General features: G+C 67.3%; 22 protein-coding genes, 2 tRNA genes and 3 pseudogenes. 3 read left to right on the top strand and 24 right to left on the bottom strand.

Annotated features, from left to right (window positions below):
• Nucleotides 1-2: 2 nt before the first annotated feature.
• The 4 genes and pseudogenes from BGI51_RS20185 to BGI51_RS23620 form a co-directional block, all read right to left on the bottom strand.
• A pseudogene (locus BGI51_RS20185) lies at nucleotides 3-985 on the bottom strand (sugar kinase).
• Entirely contained in the window at nucleotides 982-1,893 is a 912-nt protein-coding gene (locus BGI51_RS20190; RefSeq protein ID WP_187979511.1) for an SMP-30/gluconolactonase/LRE family protein, read from the bottom strand. The pseudogene BGI51_RS20185 and the gene BGI51_RS20190 overlap by 4 nt, the downstream one beginning before the upstream one ends.
• A complete protein-coding gene (locus BGI51_RS23615; protein WP_252977311.1) occupies nucleotides 1,880-2,284 on the bottom strand; it encodes an MFS transporter in 405 nt (134 codons plus the stop codon). Before BGI51_RS23615 ends, BGI51_RS20190 begins: the two co-directional genes overlap by 14 nt.
• Nucleotides 2,254-3,174: an MFS transporter gene (locus BGI51_RS23620; protein WP_252977139.1), complete on the bottom strand. Its 921-nt coding sequence runs from the start codon at nucleotides 3,172-3,174 to the stop codon at nucleotides 2,254-2,256. The genes BGI51_RS23615 and BGI51_RS23620 overlap by 31 nt, the downstream gene beginning before the upstream one ends.
• A 193-nt stretch (nucleotides 3,175-3,367) precedes the next feature.
• On the opposite strand from BGI51_RS23620, the gene kdgR reads away from it, so the two are divergent.
• From kdgR to BGI51_RS24200, 3 genes and pseudogenes are all read left to right on the top strand, one after another.
• Nucleotides 3,368-4,177, top strand: a complete 810-nt coding sequence (gene kdgR / locus BGI51_RS20200; protein ID WP_187979512.1) for a DNA-binding transcriptional regulator KdgR — start codon at nucleotides 3,368-3,370, stop codon at nucleotides 4,175-4,177.
• 128 nt (nucleotides 4,178-4,305) lie between these two features.
• Nucleotides 4,306-5,070, top strand: a pseudogene (locus BGI51_RS24195) (MCP four helix bundle domain-containing protein); the annotation flags it as partial.
• 66 nt (nucleotides 5,071-5,136) lie between these two features.
• A complete protein-coding gene (locus BGI51_RS24200; protein WP_437179457.1) occupies nucleotides 5,137-5,925 on the top strand; it encodes a methyl-accepting chemotaxis protein in 789 nt (262 codons plus the stop codon).
• Nucleotides 5,926-6,077: 152 nt separating this feature from the next.
• Here BGI51_RS24200 and BGI51_RS20210 read toward each other — a convergent pair.
• The 20 genes and pseudogenes from BGI51_RS20210 to leuC all read right to left on the bottom strand — a co-directional run bounded on the left by BGI51_RS20210 (nucleotide 6,078) and on the right by leuC (nucleotide 24,205).
• A tRNA-Asp gene (locus BGI51_RS20210) sits at nucleotides 6,078-6,154 on the bottom strand.
• A 38-nt stretch (nucleotides 6,155-6,192) separates the two neighbouring features.
• A tRNA-Val gene (locus BGI51_RS20215) sits at nucleotides 6,193-6,268 on the bottom strand.
• An 80-nt stretch (nucleotides 6,269-6,348) separates the two neighbouring features.
• Nucleotides 6,349-7,116: an SDR family oxidoreductase gene (locus BGI51_RS20220; RefSeq protein ID WP_187979514.1), complete on the bottom strand. Its 768-nt coding sequence runs from the start codon at nucleotides 7,114-7,116 to the stop codon at nucleotides 6,349-6,351.
• A complete protein-coding gene (locus BGI51_RS20225) occupies nucleotides 7,113-8,324 on the bottom strand; it encodes an O-succinylhomoserine sulfhydrylase (RefSeq protein WP_187979515.1) in 1,212 nt (403 codons plus the stop codon). The genes BGI51_RS20220 and BGI51_RS20225 overlap by 4 nt, the downstream gene beginning before the upstream one ends.
• A 10-nt stretch (nucleotides 8,325-8,334) precedes the next feature.
• Entirely contained in the window at nucleotides 8,335-9,843 is a 1,509-nt protein-coding gene (purF, locus tag BGI51_RS20230) for an amidophosphoribosyltransferase (RefSeq protein WP_187979516.1), read from the bottom strand.
• 82 nt (nucleotides 9,844-9,925) lie between these two features.
• The gene (locus tag BGI51_RS20235; protein WP_017641289.1) at nucleotides 9,926-10,471 is read right to left on the bottom strand and encodes a CvpA family protein; all 546 of its coding nucleotides are present in this window, start codon (nucleotides 10,469-10,471) and stop codon (nucleotides 9,926-9,928) included.
• 54 nt (nucleotides 10,472-10,525) lie between these two features.
• A pseudogene (locus BGI51_RS20240) lies at nucleotides 10,526-11,190 on the bottom strand (SPOR domain-containing protein).
• Nucleotides 11,191-11,193: 3 nt separating this feature from the next.
• A complete protein-coding gene (gene folC, locus BGI51_RS20245; protein ID WP_187979517.1) occupies nucleotides 11,194-12,486 on the bottom strand; it encodes a bifunctional tetrahydrofolate synthase/dihydrofolate synthase in 1,293 nt (430 codons plus the stop codon).
• Nucleotides 12,486-13,355: an acetyl-CoA carboxylase, carboxyltransferase subunit beta gene (accD, locus tag BGI51_RS20250; RefSeq protein ID WP_133860856.1), complete on the bottom strand. Its 870-nt coding sequence runs from the start codon at nucleotides 13,353-13,355 to the stop codon at nucleotides 12,486-12,488. Before accD ends, folC begins: the two co-directional genes overlap by 1 nt.
• Nucleotides 13,356-13,566: 211 nt before the next feature.
• Entirely contained in the window at nucleotides 13,567-14,196 is a 630-nt protein-coding gene (locus BGI51_RS20255) for a phosphoribosylanthranilate isomerase (protein ID WP_187979518.1), read from the bottom strand.
• A 54-nt stretch (nucleotides 14,197-14,250) separates the two neighbouring features.
• On the bottom strand, nucleotides 14,251-15,102 hold the full coding sequence (gene truA, locus BGI51_RS20260; protein ID WP_187979519.1) for a tRNA pseudouridine(38-40) synthase TruA: 852 nt from the start codon (nucleotides 15,100-15,102) through the stop codon (nucleotides 14,251-14,253).
• Nucleotides 15,103-15,173: 71 nt separating this feature from the next.
• Nucleotides 15,174-16,874: a FimV/HubP family polar landmark protein gene (locus BGI51_RS24205; RefSeq protein WP_437179416.1), complete on the bottom strand. Its 1,701-nt coding sequence runs from the start codon at nucleotides 16,872-16,874 to the stop codon at nucleotides 15,174-15,176.
• Nucleotides 16,871-17,278: a FimV/HubP family polar landmark protein gene (locus BGI51_RS24210; protein ID WP_187979520.1), complete on the bottom strand. Its 408-nt coding sequence runs from the start codon at nucleotides 17,276-17,278 to the stop codon at nucleotides 16,871-16,873. Before BGI51_RS24210 ends, BGI51_RS24205 begins: the two co-directional genes overlap by 4 nt.
• Complete coding sequence (locus tag BGI51_RS24215) at nucleotides 17,209-17,796, bottom strand: hypothetical protein (protein ID WP_187979521.1); 588 nt, start codon at nucleotides 17,794-17,796, stop codon at nucleotides 17,209-17,211. Before BGI51_RS24215 ends, BGI51_RS24210 begins: the two co-directional genes overlap by 70 nt.
• Nucleotides 17,797-17,970: 174 nt before the next feature.
• Complete coding sequence (locus tag BGI51_RS20280) at nucleotides 17,971-18,966, bottom strand: aspartate-semialdehyde dehydrogenase (protein WP_187979522.1); 996 nt, start codon at nucleotides 18,964-18,966, stop codon at nucleotides 17,971-17,973.
• Nucleotides 18,967-19,043: 77 nt separating this feature from the next.
• Nucleotides 19,044-20,156 (bottom strand): aspartate-semialdehyde dehydrogenase, encoded by a 1,113-nt coding sequence (asd, locus tag BGI51_RS20285; RefSeq protein WP_133860861.1) that lies wholly within the window; start codon nucleotides 20,154-20,156, stop codon nucleotides 19,044-19,046.
• A gap of 56 nt (nucleotides 20,157-20,212) precedes the next feature.
• A complete protein-coding gene (leuB, locus tag BGI51_RS20290; protein ID WP_133860862.1) occupies nucleotides 20,213-21,295 on the bottom strand; it encodes a 3-isopropylmalate dehydrogenase in 1,083 nt (360 codons plus the stop codon).
• A 19-nt stretch (nucleotides 21,296-21,314) separates the two neighbouring features.
• The gene (locus tag BGI51_RS20295) at nucleotides 21,315-22,079 is read right to left on the bottom strand and encodes a class I SAM-dependent methyltransferase (RefSeq protein ID WP_187979523.1); all 765 of its coding nucleotides are present in this window, start codon (nucleotides 22,077-22,079) and stop codon (nucleotides 21,315-21,317) included.
• A 45-nt stretch (nucleotides 22,080-22,124) separates the two neighbouring features.
• Nucleotides 22,125-22,769, bottom strand: a complete 645-nt coding sequence (leuD, locus tag BGI51_RS20300) for a 3-isopropylmalate dehydratase small subunit (protein WP_187979524.1) — start codon at nucleotides 22,767-22,769, stop codon at nucleotides 22,125-22,127.
• A gap of 11 nt (nucleotides 22,770-22,780) precedes the next feature.
• Nucleotides 22,781-24,205, bottom strand: a complete 1,425-nt coding sequence (gene leuC / locus BGI51_RS20305) for a 3-isopropylmalate dehydratase large subunit (RefSeq protein ID WP_133860865.1) — start codon at nucleotides 24,203-24,205, stop codon at nucleotides 22,781-22,783.
• Nucleotides 24,206-24,304: the final 99 nt, after the last annotated feature.

Below are 24,304 nucleotides of genomic sequence, written 5' to 3' on the forward strand. Positions count from 1 at the left end.
CTTCAGGCCTGGGCAGTGAGAGCGGGAATCAGGGGCGGCAGCGCCGGCATGGCCGCGCGCGGAATGAGCGCCCGGGATGCTGGATGACCGTGGCCGCCAGGCGATGCCCCCAGGCGGCGGCCGCCTCGGGGGCCCCGCCCTGGAGGCGGCAGGCCAGGTAGGCGGCGCTGAAGGAATCCCCGGCGGCGGTGGTGTCCACTACCCGGGCCACGGCTTCGCCGGCCACCTCCTGGCGCCCCTGGCGATGCTGCAGCAGGCAGCTGCGCGCACCGCGCTTGAGCGCCACCTCGGCCACGCCCCATTCGGCGTACTGGGCGAACAGCGCCGCCTCGTCGGCGAAGCCGAACAGCGCGGCGTCGTCTTCCCAGGTCACCAGCGCCACATCGGTGAGGTGCAACAGCCGGCGATAGGCCGTGCGCGCCGCCTGCGGGTTCGGCCACAGCCGCGGCCGGTAGTTGTTGTCGAAGACGATGCGGGTGCCGGCGGCGCGCGCCTGGCGTAGCGCCTCCAGCAGCCGCTCGCGGCCGGTGTCGGTCAACACCGCGAGGCTGATGCCGCTGAGATAGAGCACCTGGTACTCCGCCAGGGCCGCCAGCAGCGGCTGGGCCTCGGCGCCGTCGAAACATTCCCGCGCCGCCGCCTCGCCGCGCCAATAGAGAAAGCGCCGCTCGCCGTCGGCATCGGTCTGGATCAGATAGAGGCCTGGCAGGCGTCCGGGCAGCACCCGCACCCGCGCGTCACTCAGCCCCTCCTCGCGCCAGCGGGCGCGCATGGCCTGGCTCAGGCTGTCGTCGCCCACCGCGGTGAGGTAATCGACCTGCACCGGGTCATCCCCGAGCAGCCGTCGCAGATAAACGGCGGCATTGAGGGTGTCACCGCCAAAGGCCTGGCCCAGCTGGCCATCCCCCTGACTGCGCAACTCGACCATGCATTCGCCAATGAGGCCGATGCGGGTCAGCGGGGACGAAACGAGGGGTAGCGTCATGCAGACTCCTGGAGGTGCTCTGGAACCCGCACGCGGCAGGCGGACACCGCCAGGCCGGTCACGCCGGGATCGAGGCTAAAGAGACGTCCGGCCAGGGGTTGCGCCTGGCGGGCGGACTCATCGAGGCCCACCCGGGCGGTGGTGATCAGCAGCTGCTCCAGGCGCTCGCCGTAGAAGGCGCAGGAGGTCACCCGCGCCACCGGCAGCTCCACCCAGGCGAGCAATTCGCCTTCGGCGCTCCAGCGACTCAGGCGGTAGCCGTCCCAGTGGGCAATCCACAGCGCCCCCTCGCTGTCCACGGCCAGGCCATCGGGCACGCCGGGCTGCTCGCCGAAGTCGATGAGGGTGCGCCCGCGGCCGAGCGCGCCGCTGGCGAGATCGAAATCGAAGGCCTGTACCCGGCGGGTGGGCGAATCTATGTAGTAGAAGGTGCGGTTGTCCGGACTCCAGCCCAGGCCGTTGGACACGGTGATGCCGTCGAGCATCGGCTGCAGCTGGCCATCCAGGTCCAGGCGATACAGCCGGCCGCCGCCGGGTGCCTCGTCGAGCAGCGTGGTACCCAGCCAGAAACGGCCGAGCGCATCGCACTTGCCGTCATTGAAGCGGTGCTGCGATCCATGGACCGCCTGGGGCGGCTGCGCGATCGGCACCGGCTGAGAGGCACCGGCGGCCAGGCGCCAGACGCCATCGCTCAGGGCCAGCCAGGTGGAGCCGTCGACATGGGGCACGGCGCAACCCAGCGGTCGGCCGAAGCCCAGTATGTCGACCGGGGCCGCCGGCTGGGGCGCCGCGCGCAACAGCCGCCCGGCGAGGATATCCACCCACAGCAGCCGCTGCTGCCGGGCATCCCAGACCGGGCCTTCGCCCAGTTCATCCCTATGGTCAAACAGGCACTCAGGTGGCGCCATGGCGGGTCTCCTCCACGAAGCGCAGCGGTATCAGCGCCAGCAGGCAGCTCAGGGCGAGCATGGCGTAGCTCCAGTGCCAGCCGAAATGCTCGATCACGTAACCGGCCACCGGCCCCACCAGAAAACCCGCCAGGCCCAGCCCCACGCCGATGAGCAGCCCCAGGCCGCTGCCGGCCGCGCGCGGCGAGGAATCCACCGCCAGCGAATAGAGCACCACATAGGGCGAATTGCGGAACAGGCCCCAGGCCAGCAGCAGGGTCCAGGCCATGGCGCGGCTGTCGATGAACATGCACAGGGCGACGCAGATCGAGAAGCCGATGGTCAGGATGCCCAGGGCGAACTTGCGGCCACGGTGATCGCTCAGCGTCCCCAGAAGATCTGTCCCGCCCAGCCCACCAGTCCCGAGGCGCCCGAGATCACCGCGGCCTCGGCCAGGCTCAGCCCCAGCTGACTGGTGAGCTGGTAGGTCAGAAAGGTGGCCACGCCCATCTCGGTCCAGAGAAACAGGAAGTTCATCACCAGGCAGAGGCGCACGTTGCGCTCGGCGAAGGCCAGGCGCAGGTTGGTCAGCGGATTGCGCGAGACGGGCGCGGCGGTATCGACCGGAACGGTCAGCCCCTCTTCGCGGATCCAGGCATAGACCTGCTCCTCGTTGCGGCGGCGGCCCAGGTAGAGCTGCAGCAGGATGATCGGCAGGCCGATCAGCGGAATCCAGAGAAAGGTGGCGCGCCAGTCGCCATTGGCCAGGATCAGCCCCATCAGGACCGGACCGACGAATTGCCCCAGGGGCATGCCGGTGTGGTGGACGCCGAGCGCGAAGCCGCGATTCTCCTTTTGCCAGAATTCGCTGGCCACGGCGATGTTGACCGGCTCCATGGCGCCGGTGCCCAGGCCCATGGTGAATCTCAGCACCTGCAGGGCGCCCAGCGAACGGGCATAGAAGGTGGCGAAGGCCGAGCCTATGGTCAGGGCGCAGGCCCCCACCCAGCTCCAGGCACGGCGGTGACCGGTGCCGACGCTGTCGGCCAGCACGCCCACCACCAGGGCGCCGATCAGGGTGCCGACGAAACTCAGCGAACTGAGCCAGCCACCCTGGGCGGCGTCCAGGCCGAATTCCTGCATGATCGCCGGCAAGACGGTCGGCAGCAGCTGGCGATCCACCGAGATCATCAGCATCGCCAGGGTGGTGATGCCGAGCATCTGCCAGGACACCGGATGGGCACGGGGCAGCCAGCCGGGGGTACGAGCAGCAGGCGCCAGAGCGCCCGGGACTTTGGTCATGGATTTCATCGTCGCAGGTTCCGTTGTTGTTTTTGTTCACACCCCCGGCGACCGCCAGCGGTGGAAAGAGACCCTTACGCGCGAAATACTTTGGAACGTTGTTCCATTCGCTAGAAGACAGTGTTGCTGGCCTTTCCCGTATCCGTCAATCAGAATGGAACAGTGTTCCGGCAACCAGGCGACCGGCGGTCTCATGGAAAAGAATCAGAATCTCGGCAGTGACATGGTCAGCGCCGTCGGGCGTACCCTGGCGGTGCTCGAAGCCCTCGGCGAGCGCGAGGACGACTGTGGTGTCTCGGAGCTGGCGCAACAGCTGGACCTGTCGAAGAGCACCGTCCACCGCTTCCTGCAGACGCTCAAGGCGCTGGGCTATGTGGTCCAGGACGCCGAAGACCGCTACCGGCTGAGCGTCAAGCTGTTCGAACTGGGCGCCCGTGCCCTGCCCCAGCTGGAGCTGGTCCGCGAGGCCGAACCGGGCATGCGCCTGCTCAACGACCTCACTGGCGAGACCGTCCACCTCGGCATCTTCGACGAGGGCGCCATCGTCTATGTGCACAAGCTCGACTCGCGCTACACCCTGCGCATGTACTCGCGCATCGGGCGCCGGGCGCCGCTGTACTGCACCGGGATCGGCAAGGTGCTGATGGCCTGGCGACAGGAAGCCGAGGTACGCCAGATCCTGGCCCAGGAGACCTTTGTCCGCCGCACGCCCAACACCCTCGACAGCCTGGCCGCCTATCTGGCGGAGCTGGCGCGGGTTCGGGACCTGGGTTTCGCCGAAGACCACGAGGAATTCGAGGCCAACATGAGGTGCCTGGCGGCGCCGATCCGCGACCGTTTCGGCCAGGTCATCGCCGGCCTGAGCGTGTCCTTTCCCTGCTTCCGCTTCCGGGAGGACCTCAAGGCCGAATACGTCGAGCAGATGCTCGCCACCACGGCGCGCATCTCGGCGCAGCTGGGTGCCCCGGCCCACGAGGCCGCTGTTCAGGGTTTACAGCCATAGTCAGACCAATGGCCCGCTGGACGGCTCGGTCTTAAGCCGCCGCTAAGCCACCCACCATAGTGTGTGACGCACATCACACCTCCAGCCCGGTGTCCTGCCGGGCCTCCTTCATGGTGACTGTCATGATGATGCGCACACTCAAGGTGGGTCGCCGATCGGCCCTGGCCTTTTCGGTTATCGTAGCAATCGTCATCGCGCTTGGGGCCATCGCCCTGATCCAGATGCGGCAACTCAGGCAGTCGGAAATCGAGGTGGAGACGGACTGGATGCCCAGCGTCCGCCAGGCCGGGCAGATGACCGCGGCATTGCTGCGATTGCGCCTCGAAAGCCTGAGAAGCCTGGGTACCCAGGATTCGGGGCGCAGGTCGGCAATGGCCACGGCACTGGTCGAGCTGCGCAGCCGCTTCGCCAAGGAAATCGCGGACTATGCGCCGCTGGTGTCCAGCGACGCGGAACAGCAGCTCTACCAGGCCGTCCAGAACGGCGCCGCGGGCTACCTGGGTCTGCTGAACAGCTTCGAAACCCTCTATCGCAACGGTGATCGGGCGGGCGCCACCGCCCTGGCCGACGGCAACATGCGGATCGCCGCCGACCAGGTGCAGGTGCAGATCGAAAGCCTGGCCGCGCTGAACGACCGCGGCGCGGTCGCTTCGGGCATTGAGGCGGGCCGGATCTACGACCACGGCCTCACCTGGGTCGTCGGCCTGATCCTCGCCACCCTGCTGGCCACCGTCACCCTGGCCTTCCTGCTGACGCGCAGCATCACCGTGCCCATCGGCGAAGCCCTGCGCATCGCCCAGCGGATCGCCAACAAGGACCTTGCCGAAGACATCCAGGTGGCGGGCAGCGACGAGGCCGCCGGCCTGCTGACCGCCCTGGCCGGCATGCAGGCCAACCTGCGCGCCACCGTGGCCCATCTGGCGGACAGCTCCAGTCAGCTTGCCGCCGCCGCCGAGGAGATGACCGCGGTGATCGACGATGGCAATCGCGGCCTGCTCAGGCAAAACGACGAGATCGGCCAGGTGGCCACCGCGGTGACGGAAATGAGCGCCGCGGTGGACGAGGTGGCGCGCCACGCCGAGGAAAGTGCCGGCGCCTCGCAACGAGGCAGCGCCCTTACCCAGGCCGGTCTGGAGCATGTGGCCGCGACCCTGACCGCCATCGAACGACTGGCCACCCAGGTCGACCAGAGCAGCGGCCAGATCCAGACGCTGTCGGGTCGCGCCCAGGCCATCAGCAACGTCGTCGACGTCATCCGCGCCATTGCCGAGCAGACCAATCTGCTGGCGCTCAACGCCGCCATCGAGGCCGCCCGCGCCGGTGATCAGGGCCGCGGCTTCGCCGTGGTCGCCGATGAAGTCCGCGCCCTCGCCCATCGCACCCAGCAGTCGACGCGGGAGATCGAAGCCATGATCGGCACCATCCAGTACGATTCGACGGATGCGGTGAAGGCCATGCAGCAGAGCAGCCAGACCGCCGAGCTATCCCTATCCGTCGCCCGGGAGGCCAACGGTGCCCTGCGGGCCATCGCCGGCGCCATGGGCGGCATCGACGAGCGCACGGCGCTGATCGCCACGGCCGCCGAACAACAGGCCCTGGTGGCCAAGGACATCGACCGTGGCCTGATCAGCATCAAGGACCTCTCCGACCAGACCGCGGCAGGCGCCAGCCAGACCTCCAGCGCCAGCAACGAGGTGTCGCGCCTGGCGGCCGGTCTCCGGCAGGTGGTGGCGGAATTCGTGATCTGAACGGAGCCGCCGATCGATCCTGGAACAGGCCACCAGGGCAGCGCCAGCACGCGAACGATCGACCAGCCTTTTCTTCAGGCACAAAAAAAGCTGCCCTAGGGCAGCTTCTCTTGCGTCGTTCGGGCAGTTCAGAGGACCCGGAACAACTTGTATGGCGCGGCGGACGGGACTCGAACCCGCGACCCCCGGCGTGACAGGCCGGTATTCTAACCGACTGAACTACCGCCGCGCATTGCGTGTACCTTGCGGAACACTTCCCGAAGAGTTTGGTGGCTGATGACGGGATCGAACCGCCGACCCCCTGCGTGTGATGCAGGTGCTCTCCCAGCTGAGCTAATCAGCCATCCCCTTCGGGTGACGCGCATTCTCCTCGTAGCTCCTTGATCCGTCAAGGAATTTTCCAATTTTATTTTCTACCAGGTGCTATTCCCGATAGATCATCTTGCGGGTCATGCCGCCGTCCAGGGTGATGGCCTCACCGCTGATGAAACCGGCGTTGCCGCTCAGCAGCCAGGCCACGCAGGCCGCGACGTCTTCCACCGTCCCTACCCGTCCGACCGGATGCTGCTCGTGGTCGGCGGCGGACAACGGCTCAGCCGCGCGGACATGGGCATCGCGCGCATCGATCCAGCCCGGAGAGAGCGCATTCACCCGCACTTCCGGACCTAGGCTGACAGCCAGCGCGTGGGTCAGGGCCAGCAGCCCGCCCTTGCTCGCGGCATAGGCCTCGCTATGGGGCTCGGACTGCTGGGCACGGGTCGAGGCGATGTTGACGATGGCGCCCTGCTGCTCGCGCAGATAGGGTGCGCAATGCTTGGCCAGCAGCATGGGGCCGTCCAGATTCACCCCGAGCACCCTGCGCCATTCGGCCAGTGCCAGGCTTTCCAGCGGCTGGCCCTGGGCAGTGGCGAGACCGGCATTGTTGACCAGGGCATCCAGCCGCCCGAACTGGCCGATCACCTGGGCGACGGCGGACTCCACCTGACTCTCGTCAGCCACGTCCAGGGCGACGAACCAGGCGCGGTCGCCAAGGGCGGCGGCCACCTTGGCGCCGCGCTCCTGCTCGATGTCGGCCACCACTACCCGCCAGCCTTCGGCTACCAGCCAGGCGGCGATGCCCAGCCCGATCCCACGCGCCGCGCCGGTGACCAGGGCGACGCGCAATTCCACCGGCGCGAACGTCAGACTCATAGGGCCGCCAGTCCGCGGGCCAGGTCCTGGCGCAGATCGCCCAGGTCTTCGAGACCCACGGCGATACGGATCAGGCTGTCGCGGATCCCGGCGTTGGCACGCTCGGCCGGCGACAGCCGCCCGTGCGAGGTCGTCGCCGGGTGGGCGATGGTGGTCTTGGTATCACCCAGGTTGGTGGTGATGGAGATCATCCGGGTGGCATCGATGAAGCGCCAGGCGGCGTCACGACCACCGGCGACCTCGAAGCTCACCACGGCGCCGAAGGCGCTCTGCTGGCGGCACGCCAGCCCATGCTGCGGATGGCTTTCCAGGCCGGCGTAGTGGACCCGCTCGACGCCGGGCTGGCCTTCCAGCCAGCGCGCCAGCTCCAAAGCGGTCTGGCTGTGCGCCTGCATGCGGATCTTCAACGTCTCCAGGCCCTTGAGGAACAGCCAGGCATTGAAGGGGCTCAGGGTCGGACCGGCGGTACGCAGGAATCCCACCACTTCCTTCATCTGCTCGGCACGGCCGGCGACCACGCCGCCCATGCCCCGGCCCTGACCATCGATGTACTTGGTCGCCGAATGGATGACGATGTCGGCACCCAGCGCCAGCGGCTTCTGCAGCGCCGGGGTGCAGAAGCAGTTGTCGACCGCCAGCAGCGCGCCCCGGGCATGGGCGATCTCGGCCAGGGCGGCGATGTCCACCAGCTCGGCCAGGGGATTGGACGGCGACTCGACGAAGAACAGCCGGGTATTGGGCTTGCAGGCCGCCTGCCAGGCGTCCAGATCGGCCAGCGGCGGATAGTCCACCTCGATGCCGAAGCGCTTGAAGTACTTCTCGAACAGGCTGATGGTCGAGCCGAACACGCTGCGCGAAACCAGCACTTGGTCACCGGCGCTGCACAGACTCATGACCATGGCCAGGATGGCGGACATGCCCGAGGCGGTGGCCACCGCCTGCTCGGCCCCTTCGAGGGCCGCGATGCGGGTCTCGAAGGTACGCACCGTGGGATTGGTGTAGCGCGAATAGACGTTGCCCGGCACCTCGCCGGCGAAGCGCGCCGCGGCATCCGCGGCGGTCCGGAACACGTAGCTGCTGGTCAGGAACAGGGCTTCGCCATGCTCGCCTTCCGGCGAGCGCTGCTGCCCTGCCCGCACCGCCAAGGTCTCGAAGGCCGCGCCCTCGAGATCACTGTCCAGGCGTCCGGCATCCCAGTCTTGGCTCATGTGCAGCTCCTTAGTCGTTGTAGAGATCGATGATGGCGCTGACGGCCTTGTGCTTGACCTTGGCCGCGTCGTTGCGCGCCTGCTCGATCCGGTTCAGATAGGCGGCATCGACGTCGCCGGTGATGTACTCGCCATCGAACACCGCGCAGTCGAATTGCTCGACCTTGGGTGCCTTGCGGGTGCGCACGGCTTCCTGCAGGTCATGCAGGTCCTGGTAGATCAGCCAGTCGGCGCCGATCAGCTCGCCGACTTCCTCGGTGGTGCGGCCGTGGGCGATCAGCTCGTGCACGCTGGGCATGTCGATGCCATAGACGTTGGGGAAGCGCACCGCCGGAGCCGCCGAGCAGAAATAGACCTTCTTGGCGCCGGCTTCGCGGGCCATCTGGATGATCTGCTTGCAGGTGGTGCCGCGGACGATGGAATCGTCCACCAGCATCACGTTCTTGCCGCGGAATTCCAGCTCGATGGCGTTGAGCTTCTGGCGCACCGACTTCTTGCGCGCGGCCTGGCCGGGCATGATGAAGGTCCGACCGATGTAGCGATTCTTGACGAAGCCCTCGCGGAACTTGACGCCCAGGTGGTTGGCCAGCTCCAGGGCCGCGGTGCGGCTGGTGTCCGGAATCGGGATGACCACGTCGATGTCGTGCTCGGGCCGCTCGCGCTGGATCTTCTCGGCGAGCTTCTCGCCCATGCGCAGGCGGGCCTTGTAGACCGAGATGCCGTCGATGATGGAATCCGGACGGGCCAGGTAGACGTGCTCGAAGATGCAGGGCGCGTAGTGCGGATTCTGCGCGCACTGGCGGGTATAGAGCCGTCCGTCTTCGGTGATGTACACCGCTTCGCCCGGTTCCAGGTCGCGGATCAGGGTGAAGCCGAGCACGTCGAGAGCGACGCTCTCGGAGGCGATCATGTATTCCACGCCGTATTCGGTGTGACGCTGACCGAAGACGATGGGACGGATGGCGTTGGGGTCGCGGAAGCCGACGATGCCGTAGCCCGTCACCATGGCCACCACGGCATAGCCGCCACGGCAGCGCTCATGGACCTCGGAGACCGCGGCGAAGACGTCGTCCTCGGTCGGCTGCAGCTTGTTGCGCACCGCCAGCTCGTGGGCGAAGACGTTGAGCAGCACCTCGGAATCGGAATTGGTGTTGACGTGGCGCAGATCGGATTCGTAGATCTCGCGAGACAGCTGCTCGACGTTGGTCAGGTTGCCGTTGTGCGCGAGGGTGATGCCATAGGGCGAGTTGACATAGAACGGCTGCGCCTCGGCGGAGCTGGAGCTGCCGGCCGTGGGGTAGCGCACATGGCCGATCCCCATGCGGCCGACCAGGTGCTGCATGTGACGCTGCTGGAAGACGTCGCGGACCAGGCCGTTGTCTTTGCGCAGGAAGAGTTTACCGTCCAGGCTGGTGACGATACCGGCGGCATCCTGACCGCGATGTTGAAGGACGGTGAGCGCGTCGTATAACGACTGGTTGACGTTCGTCTTGCCCACGATACCTACGATGCCACACATGCGACGCGACCCCACTGTTTCAAGTGATGCGACGGCGAACCATCGCAGGATGACCCCGGCAGTGCGAGGCCTGGAAAACCGTTCAAGGAGCCTTGGGCCCCAGCTGTGGCAACAGTTGCAGACTGGGCATGGGCGTCGCGCCCAGCCATTGGCCGGCAAAGCCCAACAGCAGATTCTTCGACCAATCGGCCACCAGGAGAAAATGTGGAACCAGCACCGACTGCTGCCACCAGCCGTCCTGCTGGACCGGCCCCAGGCTCAGCAGCCCCACCGCCACGGTGATCAGCAACGCACCGCGAGCGGCGCCAAAGGCCATTCCGAGAAAGCGATCGGTGCCCGACAAGCCGGTGACGCGGATCAATTCGCCAAGCAAGAAGCTCACCAGGGCGCCGACGAGCAGTGTCAGCACGAAGAGAATGACACAGGCGGCGATCACCCGTCCGGACGGCACCTGAATATAGTCCACCAGGTAATTGGACAGGGCCCCGCCGAAGACCCAGGCCACGCCACCGGCCACGATCCAGGTGGCCAATGACAACGCTTCCTTGACGAAGCCGCGCCTGAGACTGATCAGGCAGGAAACGATGACAACGGCGACGATCGCCCAGTCCACCCAGGTGAAGCCCACGGCAAGGTCCACTTACAAAAAGGCCCTGCATTCTAGCAGAGCCTTGTGACCGGGTTAACCGCGCTCCGGCTGAAAGCGGACGACGAAGCCCTTGACGCCATTCTGCTTGTTGAGCTGGTCGCGCAGGCGATCCGCCTCGCTGCGCTCTATCACCGGCCCGACGAAGACCCGGTTCATGCCGTCGGCGGTCCGTACATAGGCGTTGTAGCCCTGGCTGCGCAGCTTGGCCTGCAGCGCATCGGCGCTGGGACGGGACGACAGGCTGGCGAGCTGGACCGACCAGCTGTTGGGCAGATTGGCCGCGCCCAGGCGCGAATCCGGCTTGGCCGCGGGTGCGGGGCCGCCGCAGGTGCAGGGGGAGCACTGGCGACGGGTGCGCTGGCGGCGGGCGCCTTGGCGACCGGCGCGGCAGGCTGGGATGGCGCCGGCGCGGGGTTCGCCGGCGCATTCTGCGTCGGCGCCTGGCCGGAAGTGCCGGCGATCGGCGTCTGCGGCTTGCCGAGCGGCTTGGCCGGCTCGTCCGGCACCACCACCACCGGCGGCGCCTCGGGCGTCTGCACCGGCTGCACCTCGGTACTGGGCACCGTGGGTGCGGCCGGCTGGGCCGGCGCCTCGACCGCCACCTTGCGGGCATCGTCCTGGCGATTGAAGAGCATGGGGACGAAGATGATGATCAGCGCCAGCAGCACCAGCGCACCGATGACTCTTTGCTTGAGCATGGGTTATGCCTCCGCGGATTCGGATGGGGAAGAGAGCTGCGCGAGGACCTCGGCGACACTGTAGAAGGAGCCGAACACCACCACCTCGTCGTCAGCCGCACTGGCGGCCAGTTGCGCCTCGAAGGCGGCCAGCAGCGAGGCATGGGCCTCGGCGCGCGCACCGCGCGCCGCCAGGAGAGCGGCCACCTCGCCACCGTCGCGACTGCGCGGGGTCGGCAGACTCGCCACTGCCCAGCTGGCGAACAGACTTTCCAGGGGCGCCAGGATGCCGTCCAGGTCCTTGTCGGCCAGGACGCCGAACACCGCGCGCCGTACGCCGGCGACCGGCTTCATCGCCAGGCGGCGGGCCAGGTATTCGGCGGCATGGGGATTATGGGCCACGTCCAGCAGGACGCTGCGCCTCTGCCCTGCCCGCTCGACCTGGCGCCGATCGAGCCGACCGGTCATGCGCGTGGCCTGGAGCGCCGCCGCGATCTGCTGCGGCAGCCAGGGTTGTTCGAGTAACGCGTAGGCCTGCAAGGCCAGGGCGGCATTTTCCATGGGCAGATCGAGTAGCGGCAGGCCTGGCAGCGCCAGGTCATTGCCCTGGGCATCACGCCCACGCCAGAACCAGCCGGCACTCTCGATGCGCAGATCGAAGGCTTCGCCGCGCAGCAGCAAGGGCGCGCCCAGGCGCTCGGCGGCGTCGATCAGCGGCGCGGGGGGATCCAGATCGCCACAGAGGGCCGGCTTGCCGGCGCGGAAGATTCCGGCCTTTTCCACGGCGACGCCGTCGCGGGTATCGCCCAGCCATTCGGCGTGATCCAGGCCGATGCTGGTGACCAGCGCCAGATCGGCATCGATCAGGTTGACCGCATCCAGGCGTCCGCCCAGACCGACCTCGAGGACGGCGACATCCAGCCGGGCACGCTCGAACAGCCAGAAGGCGGCCAGGGTACCCACTTCGAAATAGGTCAGGCTGATCTCGCCGCGGGCGGCTTCCACCGCGGCGAAGGCGGTGCAGAGATCGCTATCGCTGGCGAGGGTGCCGTCCACGTCCACGCGCTCGTTGTAGCGCACCAGGTGCGGCGAGGCATAGACGCCGACCCGCTGGCCGCTGGCGCGCAGCAGGCTGGCGAGAAAGGCGCAGGTGGAGCCCTTGCCGTTGGTGCCGGTCACGGTCACCACCCGCGGCGCCGGCCGGGTCAGGCCCAGCCGCTGCGCGACCTCGCGCACCCGGTCCAGACCCATGTCGATCGCCGACGGATGCAGCTGCTCGAGATAGGCCAGCCATTGCGCGAGGCTGCGCGAAGCCATCAGGCCGCCGGGACCGGCTGGTGCTGGAAGGTTGCCAGCAGCCGCGCCAGGCGATCACGCAATTCCTTGCGCGAGACGATGAGGTCGACGGCGCCGTGATCCAGCAGGAACTCGCTGCGCTGGAAGCCTTCCGGCAGCTTTTCGCGCACGGTCTGCTCGATCACGCGCGGACCGGCGAAGCCGATCAGCGCCTTGGGCTCGGCGACGATGACGTCGCCCAGCATCGCCAGACTGGCGGAGACACCACCATAGACCGGATCGGTCAGCACCGAGATGAAGGGAATGCCCTCTTCGCGCAGACGCGCCAGCACCGCGGAGGTCTTGGCCATCTGCATCAGGGAGATCAGGGCTTCCTGCATCCGCGCACCGCCCGAGGCGGAGAAGCAGATCAACGGGCAGCGCTCTTCCAGGGCCACATTGGCCGCGCGGACGAAACGCTCGCCGACCACGGCACCCATGGAGCCGCCCATGAAGGAAAATTCGAAGGCGCAGACCGCTACCGGCATGCCCTTGAGGGTGCCGCGCATGGAAATCAGCGCGTCTTTTTCGCCGGTTTCCTTTTGCGCCGCGGTGAAACGGTCCTTGTACTTCTTGCTGTCGCGGAATTTCAGGCGATCCACCGGCTCCAGCTCGGTACCCAGCTCTTCACGACCCTCGGCGTCGAGGAAGATGTCCAGGCGGCGTCGCGCGTTGATGCGCATGTGGTGACCGCACTTGAGGCACACGTCCAGATTCTTTTCCAGCTCTGGACGGTAGAGGACCGCTTCGCAGGCCGGACACTTGTGCCAAAGACCTTCCGGCACCGAACTGCGCTTCACCTCGGACCGCATGATGGAAGGAATCAGTTTGTCGACCAGCCAATTGCTCATGCATCTCTCTCCACTTGCATGGGCTCCCAGCGTGGCCTGGGCCACGCCTTCCTTGAGCATCTGTAATAGGTTCGGCAGCGCCCGCTGTATCCCGGGCCGCTACCCTCTTGTCGCATGCCGGCTCCCGGGGAGCCGGACGTCAGACCCACCCGGGGCGGGTCTGCTTGAATATGTCGCAGGTGTGGACGGCAACCACCCGACGAGGGTCACATCAGGCGGTGGGCGCACCCCGCACGGCCGCCACGAATCGGGCGATCTCGGCGGCATCCTTGATGCCCTTGGCCTGCTCCACGCCGCCACTCACGTCCACCCCAAAGGGCCGGGACGCGGCGATGGCCGTGGCGACGTTATCCGCGTCCAGCCCACCCGCCACGATCAGTGGCAGCGACAGGTCCTGCGGCACCCGGGCCCAGTCGAAGGCCTGACCGGTGCCCCCGGGCACGCCGGCGACATAGGTGTCGAGCAACAGCCCGCGGGCGCCGGCATAGTCGCGCGCGACGGCGGCGAGGTCGATGTCCTCGCGCATGCGCAGGGCCTTGATGTAGGGACGGCGATACCGGGCGCACTGCGCCGGCGACTCGTCGCCATGGAATTGCAGGAGGTCCAGGGGCACGGCGTCGAGCGTCTCCTCGATCTCGCAGGGCGAGGCATCGACGAACAGCCCGACACTGGTCACGAAGGGTGGCAGCGCCGCCACGATCTGGCGGGCCTGGGCAGCGCTGACCGCCCGCGGGCTGCGCGCATAGAACACCAGGCCGATGGCATCGGCGCCGGCAGCCGCCGCGGCCCGTGCATCCTCGACCCGGGTGATCCCGCAGATCTTCACTCGAACGTTAGCCAAACCGGAATGACCTCGTTCCAAATCGATGGATGTTAGCAGACCACCCGCGAAGCGTCAGCCTTGGGGGTCATCCAGCTCGGGGATATGCCCCAGGAACAGCGGACCCAGCGGCCGCTTCGGCACGGGCGTGCTCTCGGGATACTCGGCGTCCACCAGGTAGAGGCCATAGGGATGGGCGGTGACGCCACCCAGCCGCCGCTCGCGCGCGGCCAGGACCTCGCTCACCCACGCCACCGGCCGCTCGCCACAGCCCACCGCCATCAGCACCCCGGCGATGTTGCGCACCATGTGGTGCAGGAAGGCATTGGCGCGGATGTCGAGGACGATCAGCCGTCCGCTCTGCCAGAGACGCAGGTGGTGGATGGTCTTGATCGCCGACTTGGCCTGGCAGGCCTTGGCCCGGAAGGAAGTGAAATCATGGGTGCCGAGCAGTACCTGGGCCGCCTCGCGCATCGGTTCGATCCGCAGCGGACGGTGATTCCAGGTGACCTCCTCCGCCAGGTGCGCGGGTCGGATGGGATCGTTGTAGATCACATAGCGGTAGCGCCGCGCCATGGCACTGAAGCGGGCATGGAATTCGTTGCTGACCGGCTTGACCCAGGTCACGCTGATATCCGACGGCAGATTGGCATTGGTGCCCATCACCCAGGCCTTGAGCGGCCGGGCGACGGGTGACTCGAAATGCACCACCTGGCCGGTGGCGTGCACCCCGCAATCGGTACGCCCGGCGCAATGCAGCGCGATGGGCGCCGCGGCGACCTCGGAGAGGGCGTCTTCCAGGGTCTCCTGCACGGAGCGCACACCGGGCTGCTGGCGCTGCCAGCCGCGATAGCGGGCACCCTTGTACTCGACGCCCAGGGCGATGCGCTGCGGTGGAACGATGATCGTGGGGTCTAGAAAATCCAAGGCGACGGCCAGGCAAAAAAAAGGGGAGGCAGCTTATAGCGCCTCCCCTCCTCTGCCAAGTCCGGCCAGCCTTAGCTGAGCTGGGCGATGATCTCCCGGGCTTCCTGCTGCTGCCCGGCATTCCCCTCGGCAATCACCTCGTCGAGGATGTCCCGGGCACCTTCTGGATCGCCCATGTCGATGTAGGCGCGCGCCAGATCCAGCTTGGTGGCGGTTTCGTCTTCGCCGGACAGGAAGTCGAAGTCGTCCAGACCGTCGCTACCCGCCGTGCCGCTGGTGGTCTCCGCATCGAACTGGCGAGAGGCCTCCTGCAGGCGGGCGGCGAATTCCTCGTCGCTTTCGCGCTTGGGCGCCGGTTGCTCGTCGTCGAAGTCGGAGAGGTCGAAACTTGCGGGCAGCTCGGCGTCGGCCGCCGGCGGCGTGGGCGCATCCAGTGGCTCGTCGAAGGCCGAAGCCGCACTGGAACCCGCGGTCGGCTCGTCGTGCGCCAGGTCGCCCTGTCGCTCGAATTCGCTGAAGTCCAGGGCGAAGTCATCGTCCTTGGCAGCTGGAGTCGCCGCAGGTGTGGCAGCGGGTTCGGCATCGAAATTGAGATCGAAGTCGAAATCGTCGCGCGGGTCGGTCGCCTTGGCCTGGGCATCGGCGAAGGCTTCGCCGAACAGGGGTTCCTCCGCCGGACCGGCAGGCTGATGACCCTGGATATCCTCGCTGCCGAAGTCATCCAGGGACAGATCGAAGTCCTGGCTGTCCTCGGTGGCCGTGAAGCCCTGGTTGCGCGATTGCTCCTCGCTCAGTTCGTGGGCAGCGGCCAGCGCGGCGGCCCCGACCGCAGCCGAGGCGACCGCGACGGTGGCCATGGCCGGATAGCGCGACTTCAGGTGCTCCACCGCCGGCTGGGCGCCGCCGATCTCCTTGAGTTCGCGCTCTTCGCGCTGGAAGCCGTCCTTGTCGCCCATCTCGGCATAGACTTCCATGAGCTTGAGGCGCAGATCGGCGCGATGGGGTTCCTGGTCGCTGGCCTTCTTGAGCACCTCGGCCGCCTGGCTGAAGCGACCATAGGCCATGTAGATGTCGGCCTGACCCAGGGCATCGTCCTGGGCGTCGGCGTCACGCGCCGCGTCCTGGCTGCCCTGGTTCAGCTCCAGCCCGGCGAGGGCATGGTGATCACCCAATTCGGGATCGGCGTCGAACACGGTGTCGGTGCGCGCAGCTTCGGCGTCACGCTCGCGCTCGGCCTCCTTCACCGCGTTGCGGCGCGAGTTGATCATCAGCAGGACCAGCAGGGCCAGCAAGGCGCTGCCGCCGATGATGCCGAGCCAGAGCGGATTGCTGAGGATCTCGTCGAGGAAACTGTTGGTGGCCTCGGTCGGCTCGGTCGCCGGGGTGCTGGGCGTGACCGGGATGACCTTGGGCTCGCTGGCCGCAGGCGGCGCCGCGCCGGTACCCGCCTCGCTGGCCGGCGGCGAGGTGGTGGGTGCAGAGGCGTCGACCGGCGCGACCGGCGCGGCGGCGGTCGCTTCCTGGGGCGTGGGTGCGGGGGTGTTCTCGGCCGGCGCAGGCGTCACCGGAGCCGCCGCTTCGGGCGTCGCCGGCGGCTGGGCCGGCTGACCCGCGGCCTGGGGATTGGCCATGTTGGCCTGCATCCGCGCCAGCTGGGCGTCCTTGAGCTGCATGATCTTCTGCAGCTTGTCGAGCTGCGACTGCAGGTCGCCCAGACGACTCTTGAGTTCTTCGTTCTCGCGGCGGGTGGTGTCCAGGCTTTCCTGGGTCACCGCCAGGCGATCGGCCAGGGACTGATCACCACCCTTGCCACCGGCGGATTCGCCCGCGCGGCCGGCAGGCTGACCGGAGAGTAGCTTGAGATTGTCCTTGGGGCGGCAGGCGTCGAGGCCTCGTTGCCGCTCGGCTGGGCGGAGGCGTCCACCTGCCGGCGCGGCGTACCGGCGGGTGCGTCGGTGCCACCCTGCTTCCAGGCACGGGTCTGGCGGGCGATCTCGGCCACCGCCTCGCGCTGGGGACGCGTTCCGGCCTGGGCCTGATCGGGCAGGCGCAGCACCTGGCCGCTCTTCATCAGGTTGATGTTGCGATCGATGAAGGCGTCGGGATTCAGATCCTGGATCGCCAGCATGGTCTGGTCGACGGTGACGCTGGCGGCCGGGCGATTGCGCGCCGCCACTTCCCAGAGGGTATCGCGCCGCTCGGTGGTATAGGTGCCCGGTGTCTGGGTCGCGCTCGGTGCCGGCGCGGCAGGCGGCGTGGCCGGACGCGGTGCGCTCGGCGTGTTGGCGCGCGCTCGCGGCGTGGCCGGCACCTGGGGCGCGAACGGCGCTGCCGCAGCCTGGGGGTATAGAGCGGCGGATCCAGCAGCACGGTGTACTCGCGCAGGATCCGGCCACTCGGCCAGTTCACTTCCAGCAGGAAGTTGAGATAGGGCTCGCGCACCGGACGCGCCGAGGTCACGCGGATGACGGTGCGCCCGTTGCGCACCTCCGGGGTGAACTTGAGATCGTTGAGAAAGAAGGCACGGTCGACACCGGCCTTGCCGAAATCCTCGACGGACGCCAGATTGGGGCGCAACTCGGCGGTACCGAGGTCACGCAGGTCCGACAGATCGATGGTGGCATCGAAGGGCTGATTGAGGGCCGAATTGAGGTGGATCTCCCCCAGGCTGAGGGCCTGGGCCGCGCCAGACATCAAGGCGCTCGCCGCTGCAATTGCCCGCACCAGTTTCTGAACTCGAACCATGACCGTCCCTTTTTAGAAGCTGTCGATCGCGCCACCGTGCGGGCGCCTGTGTCCATCGCTGCGTGCCACGTCCACTGCTCTTTTGCTCAAGCCAAAAGAGCGAAGCATTTCACGAAGTATCTTTTAGGCCGACTGTTTAAGCAACAATTCGGCCAGCTGAACGGCCGTCAGCGCCGATAATCTGACATTGTCCGCTACCAGCCAGCATTCCAGCCGCCGGGCATCCCGCGGATGCAGCCTCACCCGCCCCACCAGCACCTCTTCCCGGCCCAGGGCATCGCCCACGGCAGACGGGCAATCGAGTTCTTCGTCGAGCGCCAGGCCCGGCTCGTCACCCAGGGCCTCCAGCACCTGCTCCAGCTCCCAGGGCGCCTGGGCCCTCAGGCTGAGCGCCAGGCTGTCGCCAAAGAACACCGGCGCCTGCACGGCAGTGACGTCCAGCACCGGCAAGCGCGCTCCCAGCACCTGCTGACATTCGTCCAGCAAACGATGTTCCTGGGCAGTATAGCCATCCGCTGTCGCTGCGCCGGTGCGACCGAGCAGATTGAAGGCCAGCTGTCCTTCGAACAGCCGCGCCTCGACCGGTCGACCGTTGAGCAATTCAGTGGCCTGCCGCGCCAATTCCTCGACGCCACCACGGCCGGCGCCGGAGGCGGCCAGGCACGCCGTCAGGGAAGCATCATGGAGTGTATTCAAGCGAGCGAGCACGGCTGCCACGCTGGCGGCCGCCTGGGCGGCTGCCAGGGGAACACCGAGCCAGGCGGCGGCCGGGAGCTGGTCGAGGCGGTCGCCATTGATGCGTGGCAGCACGGACAGCGCGGCCGAGGCGCCGCTGAGATCAAGCACGGCGCAACCGGCAGCGACCAGTTGCGGCCGCAGGGTTTCGACCACGGCGGCCGGCGCGGCCAGGATCACGATGCCGACCTGGGCGAAATCGAAGCCGTCGAGGCCGGTGACGCGCAGATTGCTGCCTCGGAAGGGCAGATTCTGCCCCGCCGACTCACCGCTGGCGAGCAGGTGCAGGCGCCCGAGGGGCACGTCGCGTTCGTCGAGGAGTTCGCGAATGGCTTCGCCGTAGGCACTGGTGGCACCGACGAGGGCGATATCTCTGGCAGTCATGATGGGACGGTCCGCAACGAAAGAGGGCCGCACTTTACTGGCGGCCCTCCTCTATAAGCAAACGTTTAGCCGTCGGCTCACTGCTCCAGCAGGATGCGCAGCATCCGCCGCAGCGGCTCCGCGGCGCCCCACAGCAGCTGGTCGCCCACGGTGAAGGCGCCCAGGTACTGGGAACCCATGTTCAGCTTGCGCAGCCGGCCGACCGGTACGCTCAGGGTGCCGGTGACGGCCGCTGGCGTGAGGTCGCGCATGCTGACCTCGCGGTTGTTCGGCACCAGCTTGACCCAGGGATTGTGCTGGCTGATCAGACCGTGGATGTCGGACAGCGGCACGTCCTTGTTCAGCTTGATGGTCAGCGCCTGGCTGTGGCAGCGCATGGCGCCAATGCGCACGCAGATGCCATCCACCGGGATGGGATTCTTGAAGCGTCCGAGGATCTTGTTGGTCTCGGCCTGGGCCTTCCATTCCTCGCGGCTCTGGCCGTTGGGCAGCTCCTTGTCGATCCAGGGGATCAGGCTGCCGGCCAGGGGGACGCCGAATTGCTCGGTAGGGAAGGCTTCGCTGCGCAGGGTTTCGGCGACCTGGCGGTCGATGTCGAGGATGGCGCTGGCGGGATCGGCCAGGCTGTCGGCCACGGCGGCGTGGGTCGCGCCCATCTGACGGATGAGCTCGCGCATGTTCTGGGCACCGGCGCCGGAGGCGGCCTGGTAGGTCATGGCGCTCATCCAGTCCACCAGACCGGCTTCGAACAGCCCGCCCAGGGCCATCAGCATCAGGCTGACGGTGCAGTTGCCGCCGATGAAGTCCTTGCGGCCATCGGCCAGGGCCTGGTCGATGACGCGGCGATTGACCGGGTCCAGCACGATGACGGCGTCATCCTGCATGCGCAGGCTGGAGGCCGCGTCGATCCAGTAGCCTTTCCAGCCGGCCTGGCGCAGCTTGGGGAACACCTCGCTGGTGTAGTCGCCGCCCTGGCAGGTGAGGATGACGTCGAGGGTCTTGAGCTCGTCGATGCTGTAGGCATCCTTGAGCGGCGCCACGCCCTTGCCAATGGCCGGGCCTTCGCCGCCAACGTTGGAGGTGGTGAAGAACACGGGCTCGATCAAGTCGAAATCCCGTTCTTCGAGCATGCGCTGCATGAGCACGGAGCCCACCATGCCACGCCAACCGATCAGACCTACACGTTTCATCGCTACTGCACCTTTATTGTCTTGAGGACGGCCGCCTCCCCCGGCGGCCGATCAGATTAACGCCTTGCGAGGGCGGCGACCACTGCTTCGCCCATCTCGCGGGTACCGACCCGCTGCTTGCCTTCCGACCAGATGTCACCGGTCCGCAGCCCCTGGTCCAGCACCTGGCCCACCGCCGCCTCGATGGCCTCGGCCGCCGCGGCGGCGCCAAAGGTGTACCTGAGCATCATGGCCACCGAGAGGATGGTCGCGAGGGGGTTGGCCACGCCCTGGCCGGCAATGTCGGGTGCCGAGCCGTGGCAGGGTTCGTACATGCCCTTGTTGTGGGCATCCAGGGACGCCGAGGGCAGCATGCCGATGGAACCGGTCAGCATCGAGGCTTCGTCGGAGAGGATGTCGCCGAACATGTTGTCGGTGACGATGACATCGAACTGCTTGGGTGCGCGGACCAGCTGCATGGCGGCGTTGTCGACGTACATGTGGCTGAGTTCGATGTCCGGATAGTCCTTGGCCACCTCCTCCACCACTTCGCGCCACAGGCGGCTGGACTCGAGGACATTGGCCTTGTCCACCGAACACAGCTTGCCGCCACGCAGACGGGCCATGTCGAAGCCGACGCGAGCGATGCGACGGATCTCGCCTTCGCTGTACGGCAGGGTATCGAAGGCCAGGCGCTCGCCGTTCTCCAGCACCCGGGTCTCGCGCGGCGAGCCGAAGTAGATGCCGCCGGTCAGCTCGCGGACGATGAGGATGTCCAGGCCGGAGACCACTTCCGGCTTGAGGGTCGAGGCCTCGGCCAGTTGCGGATAGAGGATGGCCGGGCGCAGGTTGCCGAACAGGCCCAGCGCGGAACGGATCTTCAGCAGGCCACGCTCGGGACGGATGTCGCGTTCGAGCTTGTCCCACTTGGGACCGCCCACGGCGCCCAGCAGCACGGCATCGGCGGCGCGGGCGCGCGCCAGGGTCTCATCGGCCAGGGGCACGCCGTACCGGTCGATGGCGGCGCCGCCCAGGTCGTCATGGACCAGTTCGAAGCCGAGGTCATGGTCGCGGTTGACCACTTCCAGCACCTTGACCGCCTCGGCCATGATTTCCGGACCGATGCCGTCGCCCGGCAGGATGAGGATCTGCTTGCTCATTGTCTTTTCCTGTCTCACATCAGATGGGCTGAGCCCAGAGAACCATGACGTCGACGGTGAAGGAGCCGTCGCGGTCGATTTCGAAATACTGGCGCACTTCCTGGCCGATCTTGCTTTGCAGGCTGCGAATGGCCTGGCACTGCGGCTCGGGGGTACGCATGCGCGCGGTCCAGCTCGCGAAGTCCAGGCGCAGGCGCTGGCGACGGCAGCGGGTCACGCCCAGCCGGGCCATATCCAGCAGGCGGTGCCACTCGGCGAAGGAATAGTTACGCACGTGGCTGATGTCGCGCAGGATTTCCACCGTCTGCAGATAGGTATCCAGGCGCGGATTGGCCGGCGAGATCACGTCGATGATGGCCATCTCGCCACCATGGCGCAGCACCCGGCGCACTTCGCGCAGGGCCGCGCCGATGTCGCGCCAGTGGTGCGCCGAATAGCGGCTGAAGACGAAGTCGAAGCTGGCATCACCGAAGGGCAGGTGCTCGGCCATGCCGGGCTGGACGCTGATGTTGTCCAGGCCCTGCTCGGCCGCGCTGCGCTTGACCACCGAAAGCATTTCCTCGGCCAGATCCAGGGCGATCACCTGCCCGGCCACCGGCGCCACGTTGTAGCTGACGTGACCGCCACCGCACCCGAGATCCAGCACCTTGGCGCCTTCCCGCTGAGCCACGGCGTCGCGCAGCTCGAGGAGCTCGGCGCCCTGGGCATGGACGGCACTGGTCAGATAGGCCTCGGCGGTGGCGCCGAATTGCTGCTGTACGTGTTGCTCGTGGTCACCGCTCATGGAGCCTCCGGAAAGAGCGCCGGCCGCGCGGGCCGGCGACTGGGTTCAGGCGCTGGGGAACATCCAGGGACTGCTCTGGCGATAGCGGGCTTCGAAACTCCCGATGGCGTCGGCATCCTGCAGGGTCAGGCCGATGTCGTCCAGGCCATTGAGCAGGCAGTGCTTGCGGAAGGCGTCGATCTCGAAGGACAGCGCCACGCCATCGGGACGGCGCACGGTCTGGCTTTCGAGATCGACCACCAGCTGGTAGCCCTCGTTGGCTTCGACCTGGCGGAACAGCTCGTCGACGTCCGCATCGCTGAGGATGATCGGCAACAGACCGTTCTTGAAGCTGTTGTTGAAGAAGATGTCGGCGAAGCTCGGCGCGATCACCGAACGGAAGCCGTAGCCATCCAGGGCCCAGGGCGCGTGTTCGCGGCTGGAACCGCAGCCGAAGTTTTCACGGGCCAGCAGGATGCTGGCGCCCTGGTAGCGCGGCTGGTTGAGCACGAATTCGGGATTCAGCGGCCGCCTGCTGTGGTCCTGGCCGGGCTGGCCGACGTCCAGGTAGCGCCACTCGTCGAACAGGTTGGGGCCGAAGCCGGTGCGCTTGATCGACTTGAGAAATTGCTTGGGAATGATCTGGTCGGTGTCGACGTTGGCGCGATCCAGGGGTGCGACCAAACCGGTGTGCTGGGTAAAGGCTTGCATGGTCAGGCTCCTCAGGCGTTGGCGAAGTCGCGGACGTCGACGAAACGACCGGCGATGGCGGCAGCGGCGGCCATCGCCGGGCTCACCAGGTGGGTACGGCCACCGGCGCCCTGGCGGCCCTCGAAGTTGCGATTGGAGGTGGAGGCGCAATGCTCGCCACTCTCCAGGCGGTCGGCGTTCATCGCCAGGCACATGGAGCAGCCCGGCTCACGCCATTCGAAACCGGCTTCGATGAACACCTTGTCCAGGCCTTCGCGCTCGGCTTGCGCCTTGACTAGGCCGGAGCCGGGTACCACCAGCGCCTGCTTGAGGGTGGCGGCCACCTTGCGGCCCTTGGCCACGGCGGCGGCGGCGCGCAGGTCCTCGATGCGAGAATTGGTGCAGGAGCCGATGAAGACGCGATCCAGCACGATGTCGGTGATCGGCTGGTTGGCCTTGAGGCCCATGTACTTCAGGGCGCGCTCGATGGAGCCGCGCTTGACCGGATCGGCTTCGCGAGCCGGGTCCGGCACCTGCTGGTCGACGGCCAGAACCATCTCCGGCGAGGTGCCCCAGCTGACCTGCGGCTTGAGCTGAGTGGCGTCGAGTTCGACGACGGTGTCGAAGTGGGCGTCGGCATCGGACACCAGGCCGCGCCACTGGGCAACGGCGGCCTCCCAGACGGCACCGGTGGGCGCGAAGGGACGGCCCTCGACGTAGTCGATGGTGGTCTGGTCCACCGCCACCATGCCGACCCGGGCACCGGCTTCGATGGACATGTTGCAGATGGTCATGCGGCCTTCCATGGACAGGGCGCGGATGGCGCTGCCGGCGAATTCGATGGCATGGCCGTTACCGCCGGCGGTGCCGATCTTGCCGATGACCGCGAGGACGATGTCCTTGGCAGTGACGCCAAAGGGCAACTCACCCTCCACCTTCACCAACATGTTCTTCATCTTCTTGGCCACCAGGCACTGGGTGGCGAGCACGTGCTCGACCTCGGAGGTGCCGATGCCATGGGCCAGGGCACCGAAGGCGCCGTTGGTGGAGGTGTGGGAGTCACCGCAGACCACGGTCATGCCGGGCAGCACGGCGCCCTGCTCCGGGCCGATCACGTGGACGATGCCCTGGCGGACGTCGTTCATCTTGAACTGGGTGACGCCGAAGTCGTCGCAGTTCTCGTCCAGGGTGCGGACCTGGATGCGCGAGATCTCGTCCTTGATGGAATCGAGGCCTTCCTTGCGATCGGGGGTGGTCGGCACGTTGTGATCGGGGGTCGCCAGGTTGGCGTCCAGACGCCAGGGCTTGCGGCCGGCCAGACGCAGGCCTTCGAAGGCCTGGGGCGAGGTCACTTCGTGGATGATGTGGCGGTCGATGTAGAGCAGCGCGGAACCGTCGTCGCGCTGCTTGACCAGGTGCATATCCCAGAGTTTGTCGTAGAGCGTCTTGCCAGCCATGGGTGGATTCCTCATCAGGCGTGGAACGGCACGGGCCTTTGCATGCCCTTGGTGCTTGTGGGGTCAAAGATACCGCGTTAGGCTCGCATGAAACAAATT

Source organism: Pseudomonas oryzihabitans (assembly GCF_014522265.1).
GTDB classification, from domain to species: domain Bacteria; phylum Pseudomonadota; class Gammaproteobacteria; order Pseudomonadales; family Pseudomonadaceae; genus Chryseomonas; species Chryseomonas aestiva.